Annotated in this window: 22 protein-coding genes; 10 read left to right on the top strand and 12 right to left on the bottom strand. The window is 66.0% G+C overall.

Annotated features, from left to right (window positions below; translation table 11 throughout):
• Positions 1-75 precede the first annotated feature (75 nt).
• Positions 76-426 (bottom strand): LysM peptidoglycan-binding domain-containing protein, encoded by a 351-nt coding sequence (locus tag F8O07_RS09085; RefSeq protein WP_158031890.1) that lies wholly within the window; start codon positions 424-426, stop codon positions 76-78.
• Positions 427-612: 186 nt separating this feature from the next.
• Here F8O07_RS09085 and lexA point away from each other — a divergent pair, with 186 nt between their 5' ends.
• A complete protein-coding gene (lexA, locus tag F8O07_RS09090; RefSeq protein WP_158031891.1) occupies positions 613-1,314 on the top strand; it encodes a transcriptional repressor LexA in 702 nt (233 codons plus the stop codon).
• Positions 1,315-1,323: 9 nt separating this feature from the next.
• On the opposite strand, the gene hflX is transcribed toward lexA, so the two are convergent.
• The gene (hflX, locus tag F8O07_RS09095) at positions 1,324-2,850 is read right to left on the bottom strand and encodes a GTPase HflX (RefSeq protein WP_158031892.1); all 1,527 of its coding nucleotides are present in this window, start codon (positions 2,848-2,850) and stop codon (positions 1,324-1,326) included.
• 28 nt (positions 2,851-2,878) lie between these two features.
• Here hflX and F8O07_RS09100 point away from each other — a divergent pair, with 28 nt between their 5' ends.
• The 3 genes from F8O07_RS09100 (at position 2,879) to F8O07_RS09110 (ending at position 5,621) form a co-directional block, all read left to right on the top strand.
• Positions 2,879-3,490 carry a class I SAM-dependent methyltransferase gene (locus F8O07_RS09100; RefSeq protein WP_158031893.1) on the top strand — a complete coding sequence of 204 codons (612 nt, stop codon included), beginning with the start codon at positions 2,879-2,881 and terminating at the stop codon, positions 3,488-3,490.
• 70 nt (positions 3,491-3,560) lie between these two features.
• Complete coding sequence (locus F8O07_RS09105; RefSeq protein ID WP_158031894.1) at positions 3,561-5,240, top strand: AMP-binding protein; 1,680 nt, start codon at positions 3,561-3,563, stop codon at positions 5,238-5,240.
• A gap of 72 nt (positions 5,241-5,312) precedes the next feature.
• Complete coding sequence (locus tag F8O07_RS09110) at positions 5,313-5,621, top strand: antibiotic biosynthesis monooxygenase family protein (RefSeq protein WP_158031895.1); 309 nt, start codon at positions 5,313-5,315, stop codon at positions 5,619-5,621.
• 47 nt (positions 5,622-5,668) lie between these two features.
• Here the strand turns inward: F8O07_RS09110 and F8O07_RS09115 are convergent, their stop codons facing one another.
• From F8O07_RS09115 to dapD, 3 genes are all read right to left on the bottom strand, one after another.
• Positions 5,669-5,974 carry an MTH1187 family thiamine-binding protein gene (locus F8O07_RS09115; protein ID WP_158031896.1) on the bottom strand — a complete coding sequence of 102 codons (306 nt, stop codon included), beginning with the start codon at positions 5,972-5,974 and terminating at the stop codon, positions 5,669-5,671.
• Positions 5,975-6,066: 92 nt separating this feature from the next.
• On the bottom strand, positions 6,067-6,753 hold the full coding sequence (locus F8O07_RS09120) for a TenA family protein (RefSeq protein WP_158031897.1): 687 nt from the start codon (positions 6,751-6,753) through the stop codon (positions 6,067-6,069).
• The gene (gene dapD / locus F8O07_RS09125) at positions 6,750-7,727 is read right to left on the bottom strand and encodes a 2,3,4,5-tetrahydropyridine-2,6-dicarboxylate N-succinyltransferase (RefSeq protein WP_158031898.1); all 978 of its coding nucleotides are present in this window, start codon (positions 7,725-7,727) and stop codon (positions 6,750-6,752) included. The genes F8O07_RS09120 and dapD overlap by 4 nt, the downstream gene beginning before the upstream one ends.
• Positions 7,728-7,762: 35 nt before the next feature.
• Between dapD and dapE the strand changes: the two genes are divergently transcribed.
• From dapE to F8O07_RS09140, 3 genes are all read left to right on the top strand, one after another.
• Positions 7,763-8,845 (top strand): succinyl-diaminopimelate desuccinylase, encoded by a 1,083-nt coding sequence (dapE, locus tag F8O07_RS09130; protein WP_158031899.1) that lies wholly within the window; start codon positions 7,763-7,765, stop codon positions 8,843-8,845.
• A gap of 95 nt (positions 8,846-8,940) precedes the next feature.
• Positions 8,941-9,819, top strand: a complete 879-nt coding sequence (locus F8O07_RS09135; protein ID WP_158032138.1) for an Ltp family lipoprotein — start codon at positions 8,941-8,943, stop codon at positions 9,817-9,819.
• A gap of 140 nt (positions 9,820-9,959) precedes the next feature.
• Positions 9,960-10,127 carry a DUF3117 domain-containing protein gene (locus tag F8O07_RS09140; protein WP_158031900.1) on the top strand — a complete coding sequence of 56 codons (168 nt, stop codon included), beginning with the start codon at positions 9,960-9,962 and terminating at the stop codon, positions 10,125-10,127.
• Positions 10,128-10,180: 53 nt separating this feature from the next.
• On the opposite strand, the gene F8O07_RS09145 is transcribed toward F8O07_RS09140, so the two are convergent.
• Positions 10,181-10,813: an O-methyltransferase gene (locus F8O07_RS09145; protein ID WP_158031901.1), complete on the bottom strand. Its 633-nt coding sequence runs from the start codon at positions 10,811-10,813 to the stop codon at positions 10,181-10,183.
• A 55-nt stretch (positions 10,814-10,868) separates the two neighbouring features.
• On the opposite strand from F8O07_RS09145, the gene F8O07_RS09150 reads away from it, so the two are divergent.
• On the top strand, positions 10,869-11,261 hold the full coding sequence (locus F8O07_RS09150; protein WP_225733265.1) for a twin-arginine translocase TatA/TatE family subunit: 393 nt from the start codon (positions 10,869-10,871) through the stop codon (positions 11,259-11,261).
• A gap of 104 nt (positions 11,262-11,365) precedes the next feature.
• On the opposite strand, the gene F8O07_RS09155 is transcribed toward F8O07_RS09150, so the two are convergent.
• Genes F8O07_RS09155 through F8O07_RS09165 form a run of 3 tightly spaced genes read right to left on the bottom strand, consistent with a single transcriptional unit; the run spans position 11,366 to position 14,401 of the window.
• Positions 11,366-12,493, bottom strand: a complete 1,128-nt coding sequence (locus F8O07_RS09155) for an Mrp/NBP35 family ATP-binding protein (protein ID WP_158031902.1) — start codon at positions 12,491-12,493, stop codon at positions 11,366-11,368.
• Entirely contained in the window at positions 12,493-13,155 is a 663-nt protein-coding gene (locus tag F8O07_RS09160; protein ID WP_158031903.1) for a DUF1003 domain-containing protein, read from the bottom strand. The genes F8O07_RS09155 and F8O07_RS09160 overlap by 1 nt, the downstream gene beginning before the upstream one ends.
• The gene (locus F8O07_RS09165; RefSeq protein ID WP_158031904.1) at positions 13,133-14,401 is read right to left on the bottom strand and encodes a magnesium transporter MgtE N-terminal domain-containing protein; all 1,269 of its coding nucleotides are present in this window, start codon (positions 14,399-14,401) and stop codon (positions 13,133-13,135) included. The genes F8O07_RS09160 and F8O07_RS09165 overlap by 23 nt, the downstream gene beginning before the upstream one ends.
• A gap of 65 nt (positions 14,402-14,466) precedes the next feature.
• Between F8O07_RS09165 and F8O07_RS09170 the strand changes: the two genes are divergently transcribed.
• Positions 14,467-14,997, top strand: coding sequence for a general stress protein (locus tag F8O07_RS09170; protein ID WP_158031905.1), 531 nt, complete (start codon positions 14,467-14,469; stop codon positions 14,995-14,997).
• A gap of 78 nt (positions 14,998-15,075) precedes the next feature.
• On the opposite strand, the gene F8O07_RS09175 is transcribed toward F8O07_RS09170, so the two are convergent.
• A complete protein-coding gene (locus F8O07_RS09175) occupies positions 15,076-16,539 on the bottom strand; it encodes an aminopeptidase P family protein (RefSeq protein WP_158031906.1) in 1,464 nt (487 codons plus the stop codon).
• 92 nt (positions 16,540-16,631) lie between these two features.
• Between F8O07_RS09175 and F8O07_RS09180 the strand changes: the two genes are divergently transcribed.
• Positions 16,632-17,525, top strand: a complete 894-nt coding sequence (locus F8O07_RS09180; RefSeq protein ID WP_158031907.1) for a PHP domain-containing protein — start codon at positions 16,632-16,634, stop codon at positions 17,523-17,525.
• Here F8O07_RS09180 and efeB read toward each other — a convergent pair.
• Both efeB and efeO read right to left on the bottom strand, forming a co-directional pair.
• Positions 17,504-18,850, bottom strand: coding sequence for an iron uptake transporter deferrochelatase/peroxidase subunit (gene efeB, locus F8O07_RS09185; protein ID WP_158031908.1), 1,347 nt, complete (start codon positions 18,848-18,850; stop codon positions 17,504-17,506). The two genes, F8O07_RS09180 and efeB, sit on opposite strands and share 22 nt — an antisense overlap.
• A gap of 194 nt (positions 18,851-19,044) precedes the next feature.
• On the bottom strand, positions 19,045-20,268 hold the full coding sequence (gene efeO, locus F8O07_RS09190) for an iron uptake system protein EfeO (RefSeq protein ID WP_158031909.1): 1,224 nt from the start codon (positions 20,266-20,268) through the stop codon (positions 19,045-19,047).
• Positions 20,269-20,305 lie beyond the last annotated feature (37 nt).

The following is a 20,305-nucleotide window of genomic DNA, read 5'->3' on the forward strand; positions in this document are numbered from 1 at the left end:
CTCTCGCACAAACGACGAACCGACAGGACGGTGTCATCAAGACTCCGGTCTCGATCCAATCGGCGAGTTCGTCGTTCAGGCGTCGAGCAGATGAGCGGGAATGATCAGCTGTTCACCAGGATGCACCGTGGCGTCGTCGAGGTGGTTCGCTCTGCGGATCTCGGCGACGGCGTCGCGCACGTCATGACGCGGGGCGGACAGCTGTGCGATGTCCCAGAGCGTGTCGCCGGGCTGGACCTGCACTCTGGTGACTTCGATCGGCTCGTCGTCACCGGCGAAGGCCTGGGTACCGAATGAGATGGCCGCCACAATCACTGCGGTCAGCAGCATCACCAGTGCCAGCGCCCGCACCTGCCGGCCACGACGCGTGAGACGTGCTCGCGTCTTGACGATGGGTGCCGAGGAGAGGTTGTTGGTCGCGTCCATGAGAAGTCCTTTCGAACGTGTCTTTCGAATATATCTTCGAATCTGCGTTTGGGCAACCCACCCACGCCACGCCTGTTCGAAGACATCTTTGGTCAGATGCCCATCGTTCGGATAAAGTTTCGAATAGGCATCACCTGAGTCAGTGCACCACGACCCACTGACATCACGCGCAGAAGGACTGAAAATATGGCCACGAGACCGCACACGTCGACGACGTCAGGCCGTGGTGACCGCTCACGGCTCAGCAAGAAGCAGCAGAGCATCCTCGCATTCATCACCGAGTCGATCAGCGACCGCGGGTATCCGCCGAGCATGCGCGAGATCGGCGATGCAGTCGGTCTCTCGTCCCTGTCATCGGTGACCCACCAGCTCAATCAGCTCGAACTCGCCGGCTGCATCCGCCGCGACCCGAAGCGACCGCGCGCACTCGAAGTGCTCATCGAGCAGGAGCCGACGGCCGTCGCCGAACCACCGTCGACTCCGGCACAGCAGGCACTGGCGGTCGTCTCAGAAGAGACCGCGATGGTGCCACTGGTCGGTCAGATCGCCGCGGGCTCCCCCATCCTCGCCGATCAGCACATCGACGACGTCTTTCCGCTGCCGAGACAACTGGTCGGGCAGGGCGAGCTCTTTCTGCTCAAAGTGCGCGGAGACTCCATGATCGACGCCGCAATCTGCGACGGCGACTGGGTCGTGGTGAGGCAGCAGCAGGACGCCGTCGCCGGTGACATCGTCGCCGCACTGCTTGAAGAGGAGGCCACGGTGAAGACGTTCCGTCAGCGTGACGGGCACACCTGGCTGCTCCCTCAGAACACCCAGTACGAGCCGATCCTCGGTGACCACGCGGTCATCCTCGGCAAAGTCGTCGCCGTGCTGCGCTCTGTGTGATCGCGGCGCTCACTGCACGGCAGCAGCTGTGACGGCAACCCCGTCAATCTGCTCTGCCAGCTGCGGGCTGACGCGCGCATGCAGCCGTGTGCCCTTGTCCAGGTACTCGGTGTGCAGCACCTGCCCGTGCTCGTGCGCCTGCGCAACGAGGTCGCCGCGGTCGTAGGGAACCACGACATCGATTTCGACGCCGGGGTCGGGCAGCGCCGTCTCGATGCGACGCACCAGGTCGGCGATGCCCTCACCGGTGCGAGTCGAGACCATCGAGGCCTCGGGTTCCATGGCACGAAGCACCATGCGACGCTCGTCGTCGACGAGGTCGATCTTGTTGAAGACCAGAATCTCGCGTGCCCCCTCCAGTCCCGACTCCGTCAGCACAGTTCTCACCGCTTCGATCTGCGCCTGTGGATCGGGATGCGAGCCGTCGACGACGTGCACGAGCACATCTGCGTCGGCTGCCTCTTCGAACGTCGACCGGAACGCCTCGACGAGCTGGTGCGGCAGACGCCGCACGAAGCCGACTGTGTCGCTGAGTGTGTACACCCGACCGTCTTCGGTCGTGTTGCGACGCACGGTCGAGTCAAGAGTCGCGAACAGCTGGTTCTGCACGAGTTCGTCCGAACCGGTGATCGCATTGACCAGCGACGACTTTCCCGCGTTGGTGTACCCGACCACGGCAACCGACGGAATCGCGAAACGGTCGCGGTTCGCACGCTTCGCGGCGCGGGCCGGAGCCATCGCCTTGATCTGTTTGCGCAGCTTCGCCATGCGCGTGTGAATGCGCCGACGATCCATCTCGATCTGCGTCTCGCCCGGACCACGCGAGCCGATGCCCTCACCGGCAGCAGCACGGCCGCCGGCCTGACGGCTCAGCGACCCGCCCCAGCCTCGCAGGCGCGGCAGCATGTACTCCATCTGCGCGAGCTCGACCTGGGCTTTGCCCTCTCGGCTCTTGGCGTGCTGGGCGAAGATGTCGAGGATCAGCGCGGTGCGGTCGACGACCTTCACCCGCACGACGTCTTCGAGCGCACGCCGCTGGCTCGGGGCGAGCTCAGTGTCTGCGATGACGGTGTCGGCCCCCAGCGCGGCGACGAGCTCTTTCAGCTCATGGGCCTTGCCATGACCAAGATACGTGCCCGGATCAGGGTTCAGCCGGCGCTGCAGCAGCGCATCCAGCACTCGTGATCCGGCGGTCTCTGCCAGTGCGGCGAGCTCGGCAAGCGAGTTCTCGGCATCGGCAAGACTCCCCTGCGTGTACACACCGATCAGCACGACGTTCTCGAGCCGCAGCTGCCGGTACTCGACCTCTGAGACGTCTTCGAGTTCGGTTGAGAGCCCTGCAACGCGCTTCAGCGCCGCACGTTCGAATCGCTCCTCGTCACCACCGTGAGCCTCGCTCGCCTCAGACTGCAGCGCCTGAGCATGGCCGACCTTCACAGTGGTCGAATCGATCTCTCGGCTGAGAGCCTCCGTCGCCTGCTCACGAGCCTCGATCCTTTGCAGCAGCTCGTCCAACGGGCGCCCGGAATCTGTCATGTATATGTACCTCCACTAACCTGAACGCATGGCTCAAGAGCATTATTTCGCCGAACACCCACAGGTGGCCGCGCATTGGCGCGACATCGACGTCGATCTCGATGGTCGCACACGCACAGTGGCCGTCGCCAGTGGCCTGTTCTCCCCTGACGGGCTCGACAAGGCCACCCGCATCCTGCTCGATCACGTGCCCGAGCCGCCGCAGACCGGTCAGGCGCTCGACATCGGGTGCGGCTGGGGCCCGATCGCACTGACGCTTGCCCTGCGTGCACCGCATCTGCGGGTCTGGGCGGTCGACGTGAACGAGCGGGCGAGGGATGCCACCACGCGCAACGCCGATCGCCTCGGTCTCGAGGGGATCACCGTCGCCTCTCCCGACGGCGTGCCCGACGATGCTGAGTTCGACGTCATCTGGGCGAATCCGCCGATCCGCATCGGCAAACAGGCGCTGCACGAGCTGCTGCTGACCTGGCTGCCGCGGCTCGCTCCCGGCGGCACAGCCTGGCTCGTCGTCGGCAAGCAGCTCGGTGCTGACTCGCTGCAGCGCTGGCTGGCCGAGGAGCTGCCCGGCGACTTCGAAGTGCGCCGTGCAGCCACTGCGCGTGGATTCCGTGTGATCCACATTCGGCGCGACGCCTGACGTAGGCTGTCTGCCGGGCGCAGCAACGGCGGTGCGCCTTCCTGAGAAGCACGACGAGACTGGAGCCCAGATGACCGAAGCGCAGCAGCCCGACACCGAGATCGCTCGGCTCATCGACGAAGAGATCACCCGTTGGCGTGCCGTCTACGACGCACCCGAGGCGAACGCGATCGATCTGCTCCTGCGGACGCATCCTCGCGATGCGGTGGCCTTCCGCACCGTCGACGCCGACTGGAATGCCGTCGACCTCACATTCGGCGACCTCGACGAGCTCTCGCAGCGCTCGGCTCGGGTGCTCGCCGATCTCGGCGTCACTGAGGGCTCCCGCGTCGGCGTCATGATGGCTCGATCAGCCGACTACATCGGCATTCTGCTCGGCATCTGGCGTCTCGGCGCCGTACACATCCCCCTCTTCACCGCCCTCGCGGCGCAGGCCATCGGCATGCGGGTCAACGCCGGTCGTGCCACTTTGGTCGTGGCCGACGCGAGCCAGCGACACAAGCTCGACCCGAGCGAGGATCTGCCGGCAGACGGGCGCAGCTGGAGCATCCTGCGCGTCGACCCGATCGACGACGACACGACGGCAGCCGCGCACCCGGAATGGGCCGACGACGCGGTCTTCGGCCCGCTCGTCGAAGCGGCCGAGCCCCTCACCGAATCGGCTTCGATCGGCGGTGACGGCGTGCTCGCGCTGCTCTACACCTCTGGCACGACCGGGGCGCCGAAGGGCGTCCCGCTGCCGATGAAGGCACTGGTGTCGTTCCGCTCGTACATGGTCAACGGGCTCGATCTGCAGCCCGACGACGTGTTCTGGAACGCCGCCGACCCGGGCTGGGCCTACGGGCTCTACTTCGGGGTGCTCGGGCCGCTGGTCGTGGGCCACACGAACCTGCTGCCGCACGACAAATTCACCGCCGAGCAGGCCTGGAACGTGCTCAGCCGGTTCGGCGTCACCAACTTCTGCGGAGCACCCACCATGTTCCGTGCCATGCGCAACGACCCGCAGAGCGACCTGCCCGTGCGCCTGCGCCGCGCGTCGTCTGCAGGTGAGCCCCTGACGCCTGAGGTGCTCGAGTGGTCGCGCGATGTGCTCGGAGCCGAGCCACACGATCACTACGGACAGACCGAGCACGGCATGCTGATCGGGGTGCCCTGGCGCGAGGGCATCTCGCTGCCGGCCCAGGCCGGTTCGATGGGTGTGACACTGCCCGGCTGGCACTGCGAGATCCTTGATCAGGATGCTGACCGGCCGGCCAAGGCCGGCGAGGTGGGTCGTCTCGCCTTCGCGCCCTCCGAGAGCCCGGTCTGGTGGTTCCCGGGTTATGACGATGCGCCGCAGAAGACCGCCGAGCGCTACACCGACGACGGCCGCTGGTACCTCACCGGAGACCTCGCCTGGCAGAGCGACGACGGTCAGCTGCACTTCGTGTCGCGCGACGACGACCTCATTCTGGCTGCTGGCTATCGCATCAGTCCGCTCGACGTCGAGAGCGTGCTCGCCATGCACCCGGCCGTGCGCGAGGTCGCGGTCGTCGGCAAGCCCGACGAGCTGCGCGGCGAGGTCGTCGCGGCCTATATCGTGCTCGCTCAGAGCTTCACCGGTGATGAGACGCTCATTCACGAACTGCAGCAGGAGGTCAAGACCCGCTACGCGGCGCACGCCTATCCGCGGGTGATCGAGTTCGTCGACGAGCTGCCCCGAACCGCGAGCGCGAAGGTTCAGCGCTACGTGCTCAAAGAGCGGGCCTGATCGTCGGCGCTGCCGACTGCCGTGGGGCCGCCTGAGCCCCTCGGAACGAGAATCGCAACAGAAGGAGACAACATGTCAGTCGTCGTCATCAATGCGCTTGAGGTGCCCGAAGGCGAGGGTGCCGAGCTGGAGCGCCGCTTCGCCGCTCGCCGTCACTCGGTCGACGGGCAGCCGGGCTTCGAGAGCTTCCAGCTGCTGCGCCCGACCGCGGGTGAGGATCGCTACTTCGTGCTGACGCAGTGGGCGACGCAGGAGGACTTCGAACACTGGCGCGACAGCCGTGCGAACCATGCTGCGCACGCTCACGGCGAGGGCCACAAGCCGGTCGCCACCGGGGCGCATCTGCTTGAGTTCGAGGTCGTCGACCTCGAAGAAATCTGACCTGATCCGGGAGGCATTCCCGCGACGGATCTGTACGCAGCGGCGTCTCAGAGCTCGTCGATGGCCTGTTCGAGCCGTTCGAGCTTGCCGGTGATCTCGCCGGTGTGACCTGGGCGGATATCCGCCTTGATCACCAGCGAGACCCGCGACCCGAACGGCTCGACCGCCTCGGTGGCACGCTTCACGACGTCGAAGACCTCATCCCAGGTGCCTTCGATCTCAGTGAACATCGACGAGGTGCGATTGGGCAGACCAGAGTCGCGCACGACCTTGACAGCCGCGGCGACCGCATCGTGCACCGACGCATCGGCTCGGCCAGTGCCCGACGGCGCCACAGAGAATGCCAACAGCATGATTGCCTCCTCAGACTCTCAGTTCTCGTTCAGTCGGTGCCCACGGTGTCTCGGTGCATCCGTCTCAGCTCATGCGCCTCCGTGCATCTGGCTCAGTGCTCAGGCCAGCGCTCGCGGAGCTTCGCCGTGCGCCAGAACAGCAGCTCGTAGCGCGTGGCGATCAGGAATGCGTCGAGCATGCGCTGGCGCTCGTCGGCGCCGACCTGCTCTGCTGCTGCATCCGTCCAGCGGCGGGCTTCGGCCACGGCGTGCTGAAAATCCTCGCCGTCATAGTTGGCCACCCACTGCGCGAACGGATGCTGCGGATCGGCCGCGAGCACGTCGTGCGCGTGCACGGCCAGCCGAGCCGAGACATCCGCATACACCCAGAAACACGGCAGCAGAGCAGCCGCGGCGACGGCGTACGACTCGGTCGCGGCAGTGGCGACGAGGTACGACGTATAGCCGAGCGAGGTGGGCGACGCCTGCAGCGGCTCGCGCACCTCTTCGGCACGGCCGTGCGGCAGCAGCGTCTCGTGCAGCTCGGTCTCGCCGGTGCTCGCTTCGGCTGCGGCGCCCGCCCAGAAAGCGGCGCTCTGCGGATCGGGCGCGTGGGTCGCCACAAAGGCGAGCGCCTTGGCGTAGCCCGTCAGGTAGAACGAATCCTGCCGCAGATAGAACAGGAAGTCGTCCATGTCGAGCGTGCCGTCACCGAGCTCGCGCAGAAAGTCGAGTTCGTCGATCTGCGCACGCAGCCCCGCCGTGAGCGTCCAGGCCTCGTCGCTGAACGCGGCACTCAAGCGTGCAGCTCCGGGTTCAGCTCGATGCCCTGACCCTTTCGACGCAGCGCCTCGACCGCACCGGTGACCGAGTTGCGACGGAACAGCAGGTTGCTCTCGCCGCTCAGCTCAACGGCCTTGACGACGCGCTGTGTGCCGCCTGCACCAAGCAGCGTGACCTTGGTGCCAGCCGTGATGTAGAGCCCTGCCTCGACGACGCTGTCGTCACCGATCGAGATGCCGATGCCGGCATTCGCGCCGAGCAGCGCATGCTCGCCGATGCGCACGCGCTCGCGACCGCCGCCCGAGAGCGTGCCCATGATGGATGCGCCGCCACCGATGTCCGACCCGTCGCCGACCACGACGCCCTGCGAGATGCGCCCCTCGACCATCGACTCGCCGAGAGTGCCGGCGTTGAAGTTGACGAAGCCTTCGTGCATGACCGTCGTGCCCGGAGCGAGGTGTGCGCCCAGACGCACGCGAGCGCCGTCTCCGATGCGCACGCCCTTGGGACTCACGTAGTCGATCAGACGTGGGAACTTGTCGACCAGCAGCGCAACAACGCCTGCCGCGCGCAGCTGCCCTCGGCGACGGTCGAAGGTGTCGGGCTCGACCGGCCCGCGGTTGGTCCAGACGTTGTTCGGCAGGTGGCCGAAGATGCCGTCGAGGTTGATCGAGTTGGGCTGCACCAGCAGATGCGACAGCAGGTGCAGGCGCAGATACGCGTCAGCGGTGTCTTCGACGGGCTGCTGCAGGTCGACGACCACTGAGATCACCCGACGTTCGACCTCACGCAGCTCGTCTCGCGCCTGATCGCCTTCGACGAGCCCCGCAAAGTGCGACTCGAGCCCCGGCTGCTGGCCCGGCGCGTCTTCAACTCTCTCGAGCAGCTCGGGCAGCGGGAACCACACGTCCAGCACATCGCCCTTCGCAGTGAGCGTGGCGAGGCCGGTGCCGAATCCGATGCGGGGTGCGTTGTCTGGGGTGTCAGTCATAGGCACAGATTGTACCCGTCGCTACCATGTTGACCATGAACACTTCGCCCGACGCTCTCGACCTCTCCGGCTCGGTCATCGACCTGACCCGCGCCATCTGCGACATTCCGTCTGAGTCGGGTGACGAACGGCGGCTGGCCGACGCGGTCGAGCATGCGCTGCGCACGCAGACCGACCTCGAGGTGCTACGCAACGGCGACACCGTTGTGGCGCGCACGCACCTCGGACGCGACCGACGAGTGCTTCTGGCGGGGCACCTCGACACCGTGCCGATCCGGGACAACGTGCCGACCACCACCACGACTGACGCCGAAGGCACCTGGCTGAACGGTCGTGGCACCGTCGACATGAAGGCCGGTGACGCCGTGTTCCTGGCCGTTGCGGGTCGTGTGCCCGCCCCGAGCGTCGACATCACCTATGTCTTCTACGACAACGAAGAGGTCGCCGCCGACCTCAACGGTCTGGGCCGAGTCTCTCGTGAGCACCCTGAGTGGCTGGCCGCCGACTTCGCCATCCTCGGCGAGCCCACCGGTGGCGAGATCGAAGGCGGGTGCAACGGCACGTGCCGCTTCCTGCTGCACACTCGGGGCCGGCGCGCGCATTCCGCCCGCGCATGGGTCGGGGTGAATGCGATTCATGCCGCCGCCGGCATTCTCGACATTCTGCGCGACTTCGAGCCCGAGACGATCACGGTCGACGGTCTTGCCTACCGCGAGGGTCTCAACGCCGTAGGCATCACGGGAGGTGTCGCCGGCAACGTGATTCCCGACGAGTGCACCGTGCACGTCAACTATCGCTTCGCACCGAGCCGCAGCGCAGCCGAGGCAGAGCAGCGCATGCGCGACCTCTTCGCCGGCTACGAGATCGAGTTCATCGATATGTCGCCGGGGGCCCGCCCTGGGCTCGACGCCCCGATCGCCAAGGAGTTCGTCGAGGCCGTCGGCAGCGAACCGAAGCCGAAATACGGCTGGACCGATGTCTCCCGCTTCAGTGCGCTCGGCATCCCCGCGGTCAATTTCGGCCCCGGAGACGCACTGCTGGCGCACGCCGACGACGAACGTCTGCGCGTCGACGAAGTGCCGGGCTGTCTGGATGCGCTGGTCGCCTGGCTGCGCTGACCCCGGGTGCGCCAGGCTCAGTGAACACTCGGCTGTCGGTGGGAGTGGTTATTCTCAGATAACACACAGCCGATTGATGATTGGAGCTTGGCCACATGACCAACAACACCCCGAGTACCCCTCCCGCAGGTTGGTACCCCGACCCGCAGCAGCCAGGTGCAGAACGATACTTCGACGGCACCGGGTGGACGGCACAGCAGCGAAACCCGAATGCTCAGTTCGGCGCTCCACAGCAGGGCCAGTCGCCGAAGAGCTTTCTGGCCACCTGGCTGCTCAGCCTGTTCTTAGGCTCTCTGGGCATCGACCGCTTCTATCTCGGCAAAGTCGGCACCGGCATCCTGAAGCTCATCACCCTCGGCGGCTTCGGCATCTGGTCACTGATCGACCTCATTCTGACCCTCACCGGCAACGCAACTGACAAACAGGGGCTCAAAGTGCGCCCGGAGGGCAAGCAGGCGACCATCGCCTGGATCGTCTCTGCCGTGGTCGTCGTACTCGGCATAGCCTCGGGTGCCACCACAGGCACCACGCTGTCGTCAACCACGACGGGCGTCGGCACGTCGGCAACGCAGCAGCCATTCGCATCGAGCACACCCACGAATGAGGCACAGACCGATGCTGCCCCCAAGACCGAAGCCACACCTGAGGCCGCACCGGCCACGAGTGCGCCCGAGCCTCCGGCGGGCTCAGTGTCTCAGACACAGGCCGCGCGAAAGGCGCAGAACTACCTCGATCTGACCGGCTTCTCACGAGATGGCCTCATCAAGCAGCTCGAGTTCGAGCACTTCTCGGCTGCCGACGCCGCCGCCGCGGTCGACTCGTTGAACGTCGACTGGAATGCCCAGGCCGAGCGCAAAGCTGCCGACTATCTGAAGCTCACCGGCTTCTCGCACAAGTCACTCGTCGATCAGTTGGTCTTCGACGGGTTCACGGCTGCCCAGGCCGAGCACGGGGCCCAGAGCGCCGGACTCTAGCGTGCATCGTCTTCGTCCCAGACTCATCGATGTCCAGAAGGGTCTGGGACGAAGTGTGCCCTGCCCCTTTTCGACCGCTCGTGAGATACTGGAGTGGTGCAAAGCAGCACGCTCGTATCGCTCAGAAAGAGGTATATGCCATGGCAGCGATGAAACCGCGCACTGGTGACGGACCGATGGAGGCCGTCCGAGAGGGCAAGGTCATCGTGGTACGCGTGCCACTTGAAGGCGGCGGACGACTGGTCGTCTCCGTCACACCAGACGAGGCCAAAGAGCTGCACTCCGTTCTGGCCGACGTGGTCGCCTGAACCGGTTTTGACCGGGTTTCTAGCTCGCTCGGGTCTCTGAGTTGCTGGGGCCTCTAGCTTGCTGGGGCCACCACAGTCAGCAGGCCGTCATCCAGCGGGAGCAGCGATGATCGAATCTGGTCTCGCTTGCCGATCTCTTCGATGAGATCTCGCAGCCCAGTCGTCTCGGCATCCCGGGCCGCTGGATCGGCCACTCGGCCATGAGCCAGTGCGTGGGCCAGGACGATGAGCCCACCCGGTCGTGCCAGCCGCAGTCCGTGTGCGACATAGGCGGGCGCCGAAGCGATGTCGGCGTCGATGAACACCAGATCGTACGAACGGTCGGCAAGTCGTTCCAGCACTCCTGATGCACGCCCCAGAATGGCGCGCACATGCGACCCTGGCAGGGCTGCCTGAGCGAACGAGCGTTTGGCCGACTGCTGGTAGTCGACCTCTGACTCAATCGTGGTCAGCGTAGCCTCTGGCGCGCCCTTCAGCAGCCACAGACCGCTGACACCTGTTCCAGTGCCCACTTCGACGATGTTGCGGGCGTCTACAGCACCGCTGAGCAGTGCAAGCTGTGCGCCGACGATCGGTGAGACCGCCTCGACATTCCACTCGAGCGCCGCAGCTCGGGCGCGTTCGATCGTCTCAGGCTCGGTCTGGTATTCGGCCGTGTACCTGGCGATGTTCGCCGCTGATGTCATGGCAACCTCCTGCTGCAAGCATAGGAACAACTCGGCTACTGTAATACCTGTGGGAATGAGTTTCGAGAAAATCCTCTTGGTAGCGGTGGTTGCTGCGCTCATTCTCGGCCCGGCGAATCTGCCTCGCTACGCAGAGATGCTCGGTCGTGGCACGCGCAAGGTCAAAGAGTTTCTCGAGAGTTCCAAGCAGCGTGTCAAAGACGAGACCGACGGCGCCATCGACGACCTTGACTGGAAGAAGCTCGACCCACGCCAGTACGATCCACGTCGCATCATCGCCGAGGCCCTGCAGGATGATCCGCCCATCAGAACCGCCGCAGGCGCAGCCGGAGCGGCGACCGGGGCCATCGCATCCACCGCACTCACAGCCACCGCGCTCGTCGCGAGCGAGCGAGCCGAACGCGAGCGCAATCAGCGACCGGCACCGTTCGACAACGACGCGACCTGATCACGCAATTCAGTGGTCGGCGTGCATGCTGATCACACTGCGCACTGGCCATTCGTCGTGCCAGAAGAGATGCCCTGTCCCGTGCGCACAGAATCACGCCCTCGTCATCCGACGCTAAGCGGCAGCTGCCGACCCTGCAGGCCGCGAGGTCGCTCGACGAGCCTGGTTGCCAGGGCGTGCAGAGCCTGAGCCGCCGGGTCTTCCGGAGCCGTCAGCACGACCGGCTGCCCGATGTCGGCGCCGGCACGCACCGGAATGCTCATCGGAATCTGCCCCAGCAGCGGCACGGGGCGTTCGAGATCTTGACTGAGCTCGTCGGCGGCACGCCGACCCCCGCCCGAGCCGAAGACCTCGATGCGCTCATCGCCCTGCTGCAGCCACGACATGTTCTCGACGACGCCAGCCACTTTCTGTCCCAGCTGTCCAGCGAGCAGTCCGGCTCGCACGGCGACCTCGGAGGCGGCCTCTTGGGGCGTGGTCACGACGACCACCTCGGCGTTTGGCAGCAGCTGCCCGGCCGTCAGCGCGACGTCGCCGGTGCCCGGCGGCAGGTCGAGCAGCAGCACGTCGAGATCGCCGAAGTGCACGTCGGTCAGAAACTGCTGAAGCGTGCGCTGCAGCATCGGTCCACGCCACGAGACGGCTTTGCCCGCCCCCACGAACATGCCGATCGAGATCGCCTTCACCCCATGGCCGATCGGCGGCAGCATCAGCTCGTCGAGCTTGGTCGGGCCGGTCGTTATGCCGAGCTGGCCGGGAATCGAGAATCCGTAGACGTCAGCGTCGAGCACCCCGACGTCGAGCCCCCGAGCCGCAAGGTCGGCCGCAAGGTTGGCGGTGATGGTCGACTTGCCGACGCCTCCCTTGCCGCTGGTGACCGCGATGACCCGGGTGAGGGTGCCTTCGCCGAAGGGATTGCCGCGGTGCCCCTGCCGCAATGAGGCGAGCAGAGCCCGCCGCTGCTCGTCGCTCATGACTTCGAGGGTGACACTGGCGTTGCCTGTGCCCACGACGCTTTCGAGCGCTTCGATGACGTCATGCTCGATGCGCTGCGAGGCTGGGCACCCCGTGATCGTGAGCCGCACCAGCGCTTCAGCGCGACCGTCGACGAGCGTCGCCTGCTCGATCATGCCCAGGTCGACGAGCGGCCGACGAAGCTCTGGATCGTGCACGCGCGAAAGCGCTGCCTCCAAAGCAGGGTCGATGCGCTTCGACGTCTGATCGGGCAGCATCAGCGCTGTTCCTGCGCCTGCCCGTCGACAGCCTGGTTCAGAGGTGCGGCCGTCGCTGCGTGACCGTCGCGGTGAGCACCGACGGATGCCTCAGCGGCCGATGAGACAATGCCCGCGCCCGCCTGTCGCGGTGTCATCTCGCCGCGCAGCTCCTGGATGGTGGCAGTCAGATCTTCGAGCTGCTCGCGCAGCTCATCGCGCACGAACCGCTCGCTGGCGAGCTCGCTGACGGCAAGACGCAGCGCAACCACCTCACGAGCCAGATACTCGGTGTCGGCCAGGTTGCGTTCCGCTCGCTGGCGATCCTGCTCGATCTGCACGCGGTCGCGATCGTCCTGGCGGTTCTGCGCCAGAAGCAGGAGCGGAGCCGAGTACGAGGCCTGCAGACTCAGCACCAGCGTCAGGGCGATGTACCCCATCGCCGCCGAGTCGAAGCGCAGGTCTTCGGGGCCGATCGTGTTCCAAGTGATCCAGAGGATGATGAACACGCTCATGCCGAGCAGGAAGGCCGGCGTGCCCATCGCACGCGCGAACGACTCAGTGAACCGGCCGAAGGTGTCGGCGCTGCCGAACTCGACAGGATCCTTGCGTTTCCACAGTCGCACGCGACGTGCCTGTGGTGCGTTCAACAGTCCGTGATCACTGCTCGGCTGTTTCGCCATCATCGTTCACCTCCCCGACTCGGTGCCGCCAGTCTTCAGGCAGTAGGTTGTCCAGTACGTCGTCAACAGTCACCACGCCGAGCAGGCGTCGGTTGCCGTCGACGACGGGAATCGACGTCAGATTGTACGCGGCAAGATTTCGCGCGACCTCAAGTGCCGACGTCTCAGGGGACATCGGCTCGATGTCGTCGTCGACCAGGGTGCCGAGACGCTCATGCGGAGGATACCGCAGCATCCGCTGAAAGTGCACCATGCCGATGTAGCGACCCGTCGGCGCCTCGTAGGGCGGCAGCGTGACCCAGATCGCGGCCGCCAGAGCGGGTGCGATCTCATGTCGGCGGATCAGTGCCAGCCCCTCGGCCACAGTCGTGTCGGCAGAGCAGATCACCGGCTCGGTGGTCATCAGACCACCGGCGGTGTCGGGGGCGTAGCGCAGCAGCATACGCACGTCAGAGGCCTCTTCGGGCTCCATCAGCTGCAGCAGCTTCTCTTTGCGCTCTGGAGCGATCTCGGCGACGAGGTCGGCGGCGTCGTCAGGCTGCATGTGGTCGAGCACCTCGGCGAAACGAATGTCATCGATGGTGCGCACGAGTTCGGCCTGGTCGTTGCGACCAAGCTCTTCGAGCGCGTCGGCGAGACGTTCGTTCGACAGGTTCTCGATGACCTCTTCACGCCGACGGTCGGGCAGCTCCATCAGCGAGCTCGCCAGATCTGGGGCCTGCAGCTCTTGGAACGAGGCGAGCAGGTGGGTGGTGTCCTGTTCGACGCCCTCACGGTGGATCTCTTCGGTCTCATCCCACGGCACGAGCACGGTCTCGCCGCGCGAGAACGGCGATGCGTTCGTCTTCGGCTTGCGCATGAAGGCGTCGGCGATCACCCACTCACCCGTGCTCAGCTTCTCGATGCTGACGTCTTCGATGCGTCCGGTCTGCTGCGAATCGCGCAGGCGCACGGTTCGGCCGAAGATCTCAGCGAGGATGCGCGTCTCACCGGCGCGCTGCTCGAAGCGGCGCAGGTTGATCAGCCCAGTGGTGATGATGGCCCCGGAGACGATGCCGGTGACCCGAGCGATTCGCAGGAAGACTCGTCTGCGCCCGGGAACCTCGACCAACAGGCCGACGACCACAGGAGGCCCCACGGTGCGATAGGTGACGACCACGTCACGTGTGCGGCCCACTCGGTCACCGGCAGGGTCGAACACCCCGCTGCCGATGATGCGGGAGACAAAGATCTTGGGTGACGTCACACGCAAATGGTACGCCGTGCACCCAGCCCAGTGCGACAATCCGGCGTGAGTGCGACAATGAGGTCATGGGCAATGGACTAAATTCTGCCGGGCAGACCAACCCGCACATGTTTCCGACGCTTCCGACTGGCACGACCGTCGCGGAGTACAAGACGTATCGCGAAGCGGTCGCCGCCGTCGACCAGCTGGTCGAGAAAGAGTTCCCCGTCGAGAAGGTGAGCGTCGTGGGCAACGACCTGCACAGCATCGAGCACATCACCACCGGACTGAGCTACCCGAAGGCGGCTCTCAGCGGGCTGGTCAGCGGGTTGTGGTTCGGCTTGTTCCTCGGACTGATCATGCTGATCTGGACGCCGAACAACGGGATGAACTACCTCTTCGCCGCTCTCGCACTGGGCGCCGGGTTCGGCATCATCTCGGGCATCGTGACGTATGCGCTGACCCGCCGCTACAAGAACTACCAGTCGACCACCGCGGTCGTGGCGAGCGCGTATGCGGTGGTCACCGATCCGTCGGTCGCCGGGCAGGCCCAGCGCATCCTCGGTACCACGCCGTCGCTTGGGGATCCGACCCCGCCGCGCGCACCACAGATCTGAGCCGTGTGCCTCCCGCGCAGGAGTGAGACGAGAAGAATCCTGTCTGCACGCACGTGCGAGAGGCCGCCGCTCCGCCGATCACTCCGACGTCTCGGGTGACGCGCACCACTCCTCGACCTCGTCGGCCGTGCGCGGGAAAGCGGCGGTCAGCGACTCCACGCCGTCGTCGGTCACGAGCACGTCGTCTTCGATGCGCACCCCGATGCCGCGAAAGTCCTCGGGAATCGTCAGGTCGTCGGCCTGGAAGTACAGCCCCGGTTCGATCGTGAACACCATGCCGGGCTCGAGCAGAGCATCCTGATACATCTCACGACGGGCCTGGGCGCAGTCGTGCACGTCGAGCCCCAAATGATGGCTGGTGCCGTGCACCATGAATCGGCGATGCAGCTGCCATTCCGTGTCGAGCGTCTGCTCCAGCGGAATCGGCAGCAGCCCCCATTCGCTGGTCTTGCGAGCGATCACTTCGAGCGCAGCATTGTGCACGTCGCGAAAACGCACACCGGGACGAGCCACCGCGAACGCCGCATCGGCCGCCTCTCGCACCGCCTCGTACACCTCACGCTGTCGTGCGGAGAACCGCCCGGACACCGGAACCGTTCGAGTGACGTCGGCCGTATACAGGCTGTCGACCTCGACGCCCGCGTCGATCAGAATCAGCTGGCCGTCCTGCACCGCGCCGTCGTTGTCGGTCCAGTGCAGATAGCACGCGTGATCTCCCGCAGCAGCGATGGTGTCGTAGCCGACATCGTTGCCGAGCTCGCGAGCGCGCGCCCAGAACGTCCCTTCCACGACACGTTCGCCTCGCGGGTGCCCGCTGATCTCCGGCATCCGTCGCAGGATGTCGTCGAAACCCGCCTTGGAGGCCGCGACCGCCTCGCGAATCTGCGCGATCTCCCAGCTGTCTTTGACCAGACGCAGTTCGCTCGCATCACGTTCGAGCAGGCTGTCGCCAGCGACGTCGTGACGCTCCCCCAAGTCGTCGACCGCGGTGTCTGCATTCGCATCGACACCGGCGATCACGGAGACTGGGCCGCTGTGCGCTCCCAAGACCGAAGGCAGTTGGCGGATGTCGGCCGTGCTGACGCCCAGTCGAGCCGCGATCTCGTCGAGACCGGGCCGCGGCCCGTTCCAGAACTCGCCGATGGCGGGGTCGGCATAGAACTCGTCGGTGTCTCGGCCGGCGGGTTTGCGGAAGAGCAGCACTGGCTCGCCATCGCTGTCGACCGGCGGCAGCACGAGCACGGCGCCCGGCACCGCGCCTGCTCCCCAACCCGTCAGATGGGTGAAGGCGCTGTGCGGCCGAAAGCGGAAGTCGGTGTCGTTGCTGCGCACTTTGACGTCGCCAGCGGGAACCACGAGTGTGTGTTCGGGAAGCATCGCATGCAGACGATCGCGACGATCCTCGGCGAACCTGGCCACGACGTCGGTGCCGGGAACCTGCGCCTCTCGATCTGCCCAGCCCTGTGAGATGTAGGTGCGAAAGTGCTCGTTCTTCGGGGTGCGCGAGCGCGCCTCACCCGGCTTCTGTGCTGAATCGCTCATGCTCTCATTCTCGCACCGGTGTCAACAGGCGATCTCACGCGCCGTAGAGGCACGTCGGCTATACGAGGCAGCGGCTCACGTACGATGACGACATGGCCCTCTCATTCACTCGCATCGACCTGCACACCCATTCTCGGGTGTCTGACGGCACGCAGTCGCCGACCGAGCTGATCGACGAGGCCGCGGCCACCGGCCTCGACTGCCTGGGACTCACCGACCATGACAACACCGACGGCTGGGATGAAGCCGCCTGCGCCGCCGAGCAGGCGGGTATCGGCCTCGTGCGAGGCATGGAGCTGTCTACGATCACCCGCAGCGGCTCGATGCACATGCTCGCCTACCTGTTCGACCCGACGAACCGGGCGCTCACCGAGCTGACCGCAGAGATTCGGGACTCCCGCGAGCACCGCGCCGAACGCATCGTCGCCCGGCTGGCCAAAGACTTCCCCGTCACCTGGGCCGACGTGCTCGCACAGTCAGGCGAGGCGAAGGCGATCGGTCGCCCACACATCGCCGACGCCCTGGTCGAACGCGGCATCGTCGCAGACCGCACCCAGGCCTTCGACCGCATGCTGCATCCGCGCGCCGGCTACTACGAGCCGTACTTCGCACCCGACCCGGTCGAAGCGATCACGCTAATTCGCGAGGCCGGCGGCGTTCCAGTGGTCGCGCATCCGGCGACGGTCGGGCGCGGCGCCGGGCCCGACGACGACCTCATGCACCGGATGGCCGACGCCGGGCTCGGCGGTCTTGAGGTCTGGCACCGGCTCAATCCGCCGGAGTTCCGCGCACACCTCATGCAGGTCGCGCGCACCTACGACCTCATCGTCACCGGTTCGAGCGACTACCACGGTGCGGGCAAGCCGAACCGACTCGGTGAGAACCTGACGCCGCCCGATCAGCTCGAGCGCATCGTCGAGCAGGCGACCGGTGTGCCGGTGCTGCAGCCCCAGCGCCGAGCGACTCAGCCTTCGAAGAGCTCCTGACCGATGTAGCGCCCCTCTTTCGGCGAGGGCGGAATCGCGAAGATGCCCGACCCGATGTGCGAGATGTACTCGTTCAGCAGGTCTGACGCGCCGAGCCGCCGCTGCAGACGTGCGAAGTGCTCGGGGTCGTTCTGGTACGTGATGAACACGAGGCCGGCGTCGAGCTGCGCATGCGGGTTCAGCCCGTCGGTGTAGTTGTACGACCGCCGCAGCACCTTCACCCCGTCGTTGTTCTCGTGCGCCGCCAGCGCAATGTGCGAGGTCACATCGATGATGCGCTCCCCGTGGTCGTCGGTGGCGGCGAAGTCCGGATCGTCGAACTCCTTCGACCCGGTCAGCGGAGCGCCCTCGCCCTTCGTGCGCCCGAAGATCGTCTGCTGATCGCCGATGCGGTCGGCGTCCCAAGTCTCGATGCTCATACGAATCTTGCGCACGACCTGATAGGTGCCTCCGGCGAACCAGTCCTGGCCGTCGCCGTCGCTCCAGACGAACTTCTCGTAGTCGTCGTCGGTGGTGATGTTGCGCGTGCCGTCTTTGAACCCCATCAGGTTGCGCGGCGTCTGCTGCCCCGGCCCGGCCGACGCGCGCCCGAAGCCCATCTGCGTCCAGTGCGTCTCGACCAGCCCGCGCCCGATGCGCGCGAGGTTGCGCACCGCGTGGTACACAACCTGCGGGTCGTCGGCGCATGCCTGCACGCTGAGGTCACCGCCGGTGAGCGCCGGGTCGAAGTTGTCGCTCGGCAGCGCCGGCAGATCGGCCAGCAGAGAGGGTCGCTTGTTCTCGAGCCCGAAGCGCCCGGGTGCGAACAGCGACGGGCCGAGCCCGATCGTGACGGTGAGGCTCGCCGGGGCCAGCCCGTAGGCCTCGCCGGTGTCTTTGGGCACGCCCTGCTCACTGGTCGGCTCGACCGACCCGACGGCGTCACCCTTCTGCAGCAGGCCGGCGGCGGCCGTCCACCGTGCCAGCAGCGTCTGCAGCTGCTGCCTCGAAGTCGTCTTCACATTGAACGTCATGAACATCAGGTAGCGCTGCGGCGGCGTCTGCACGCCTGCCGGATGCGCCTGCCCGTAGAACGGCACCGAATCGTGCAGCTCGATGGTGTCTTTGCCGTCCTGGTTCGTCGTGGCCCAGGTGATGCCGCCTCCGGCGAGCGCACCTCCCACGACGCCGAGTCCGGTGCCGGTCAGCAGCGCACGGCGGCTCACTCCGGCTCGTGGCTTCGCCTCTTCGGCGGATGCCCCCGTCGCCTGCGCCTCAGCGCCTGCGTCGGGTGCGTGGCCGAGTTCGTGGCCGGGTTCGTGGCTCTCTGACTGTTTCTCTGACATCTGTCGTTCTTCCCCTGCTGCGATCTTGCGTGCTGCTGTACTGCCTGCTGCGCGAGAGCGGGGCGTCGGCTCAGTGCCGGCGCCCCGCGTCATCGCGTACTCGATATCTTTCGGACGTATGGCCGTCGTCGTCTGTGCTCGAGCGACTCAGACGACGCTGTGCTCAGCGGTGCTGGTGCACCTCTGGCAGCAGACTACGCGGTGGCGACCTTCTCTGCGATCGAGGCCAGCGCGTCGTGCAGCGGCTGGATGCCCTTGGTGAGCTTCTCAGAGTCGCTCGCCTTCAGCTGCTCGTCGTAGGTCTTGAACCCGCCGAGCGCTGACGGATCGCGGTAGCCGTCGAGCATCTTCTGCACGTTCTCGAACTCCTGGTCGATGGTCTTCACCAGGTCGGGATCGATCTTGTCGAGGCCGTCGCGCAGCGAAGCGTACGCCTGCTGTGCGCCCTCGACGTTGCCGGCGAAGTCGACGAGGTCGATGTGGCTGTAGGCCTCTTCTTCGCCGGTGATCTTCGTGGTCGAGACCTCTTCGAGCAGGTCGGCTGCGCCGTTGGCGAGATCCTCGGGCTTCAGGCCTTCGGTGAAGGTCGGGATGACCTGCGTGTTCAGAATGTCGACGTTCTTGACCAGCTCGGTCGAGAGGGTCTTGGTCTCGGCAGTGATCGCACCGCCCTGCCAGAGGTCGCGCTCGATGGCGTGGAAGCCGTGCCAGCCGGCTGCGTCGTCGAGGTTCGACTCGCGCATGTCGATCAGGTAGTCGAGGTTCTGAGCGTTGTCTTCGGGGTTCTCGTTTCCGGGTACGAGGAACCCGTCGACGGCCGATTCAGCACGCTCGTAGTACGGGCGAGCAGTGGCGTAGGCGGTCTTCGCGCCTTCGACGTCACCGGCCTGCACCTTCGCATCGAGGGCTTTGACCGTCGAGTCCAACTGGGCGACCTGATCTTTGATGTAGCTGCCGTACGCGGGCACACCGGCGTTGAGGACGTCCTGTGCCGAGCCGCTGGGAGCGGCGGCTGCCTCACCGGTCACGGTGAAATCGACGTACTCGGTGTCTGCGCCAGGGCAGTAGATGCGGTATTTGCCGCCGTCGAGCGTCGAGGTGAAGCTCACCGGGTCGAGGCCTGGTGCGAGGTTCTCTTTCTCGCCGATGATTTTCTGGTTGAACAGCAGCTCGACTTCGCTGATCGCCGGCGCGCTCTCGTTCTTGACCGTGAAGGTCACGGGGCCGGCAGCGGCCTCGGTGGTGTCGAGCTTGCAGGTGTCTTTGCCGTTGTCACTGGCGAGCGTGACATTGACCTGTGCGGCGCCGCCGGACGACTGTGCCGCATCGCCGCCGTTTGACGAGCACCCTGCCAGGCTGATTCCGGCCAGCACGGCGACGCCGCCGGCGACGAGCACCCGAGTGTGATGCTTCTTCATCTGTGTGTTCCCTCCAACTGTCGCGGATCTCTCCGCT

This window comes from Pseudoclavibacter sp. CFCC 13796, from assembly GCF_008831185.1.
Classification (GTDB): Bacteria; Actinomycetota; Actinomycetes; order Actinomycetales; family Microbacteriaceae; genus Pseudoclavibacter_A.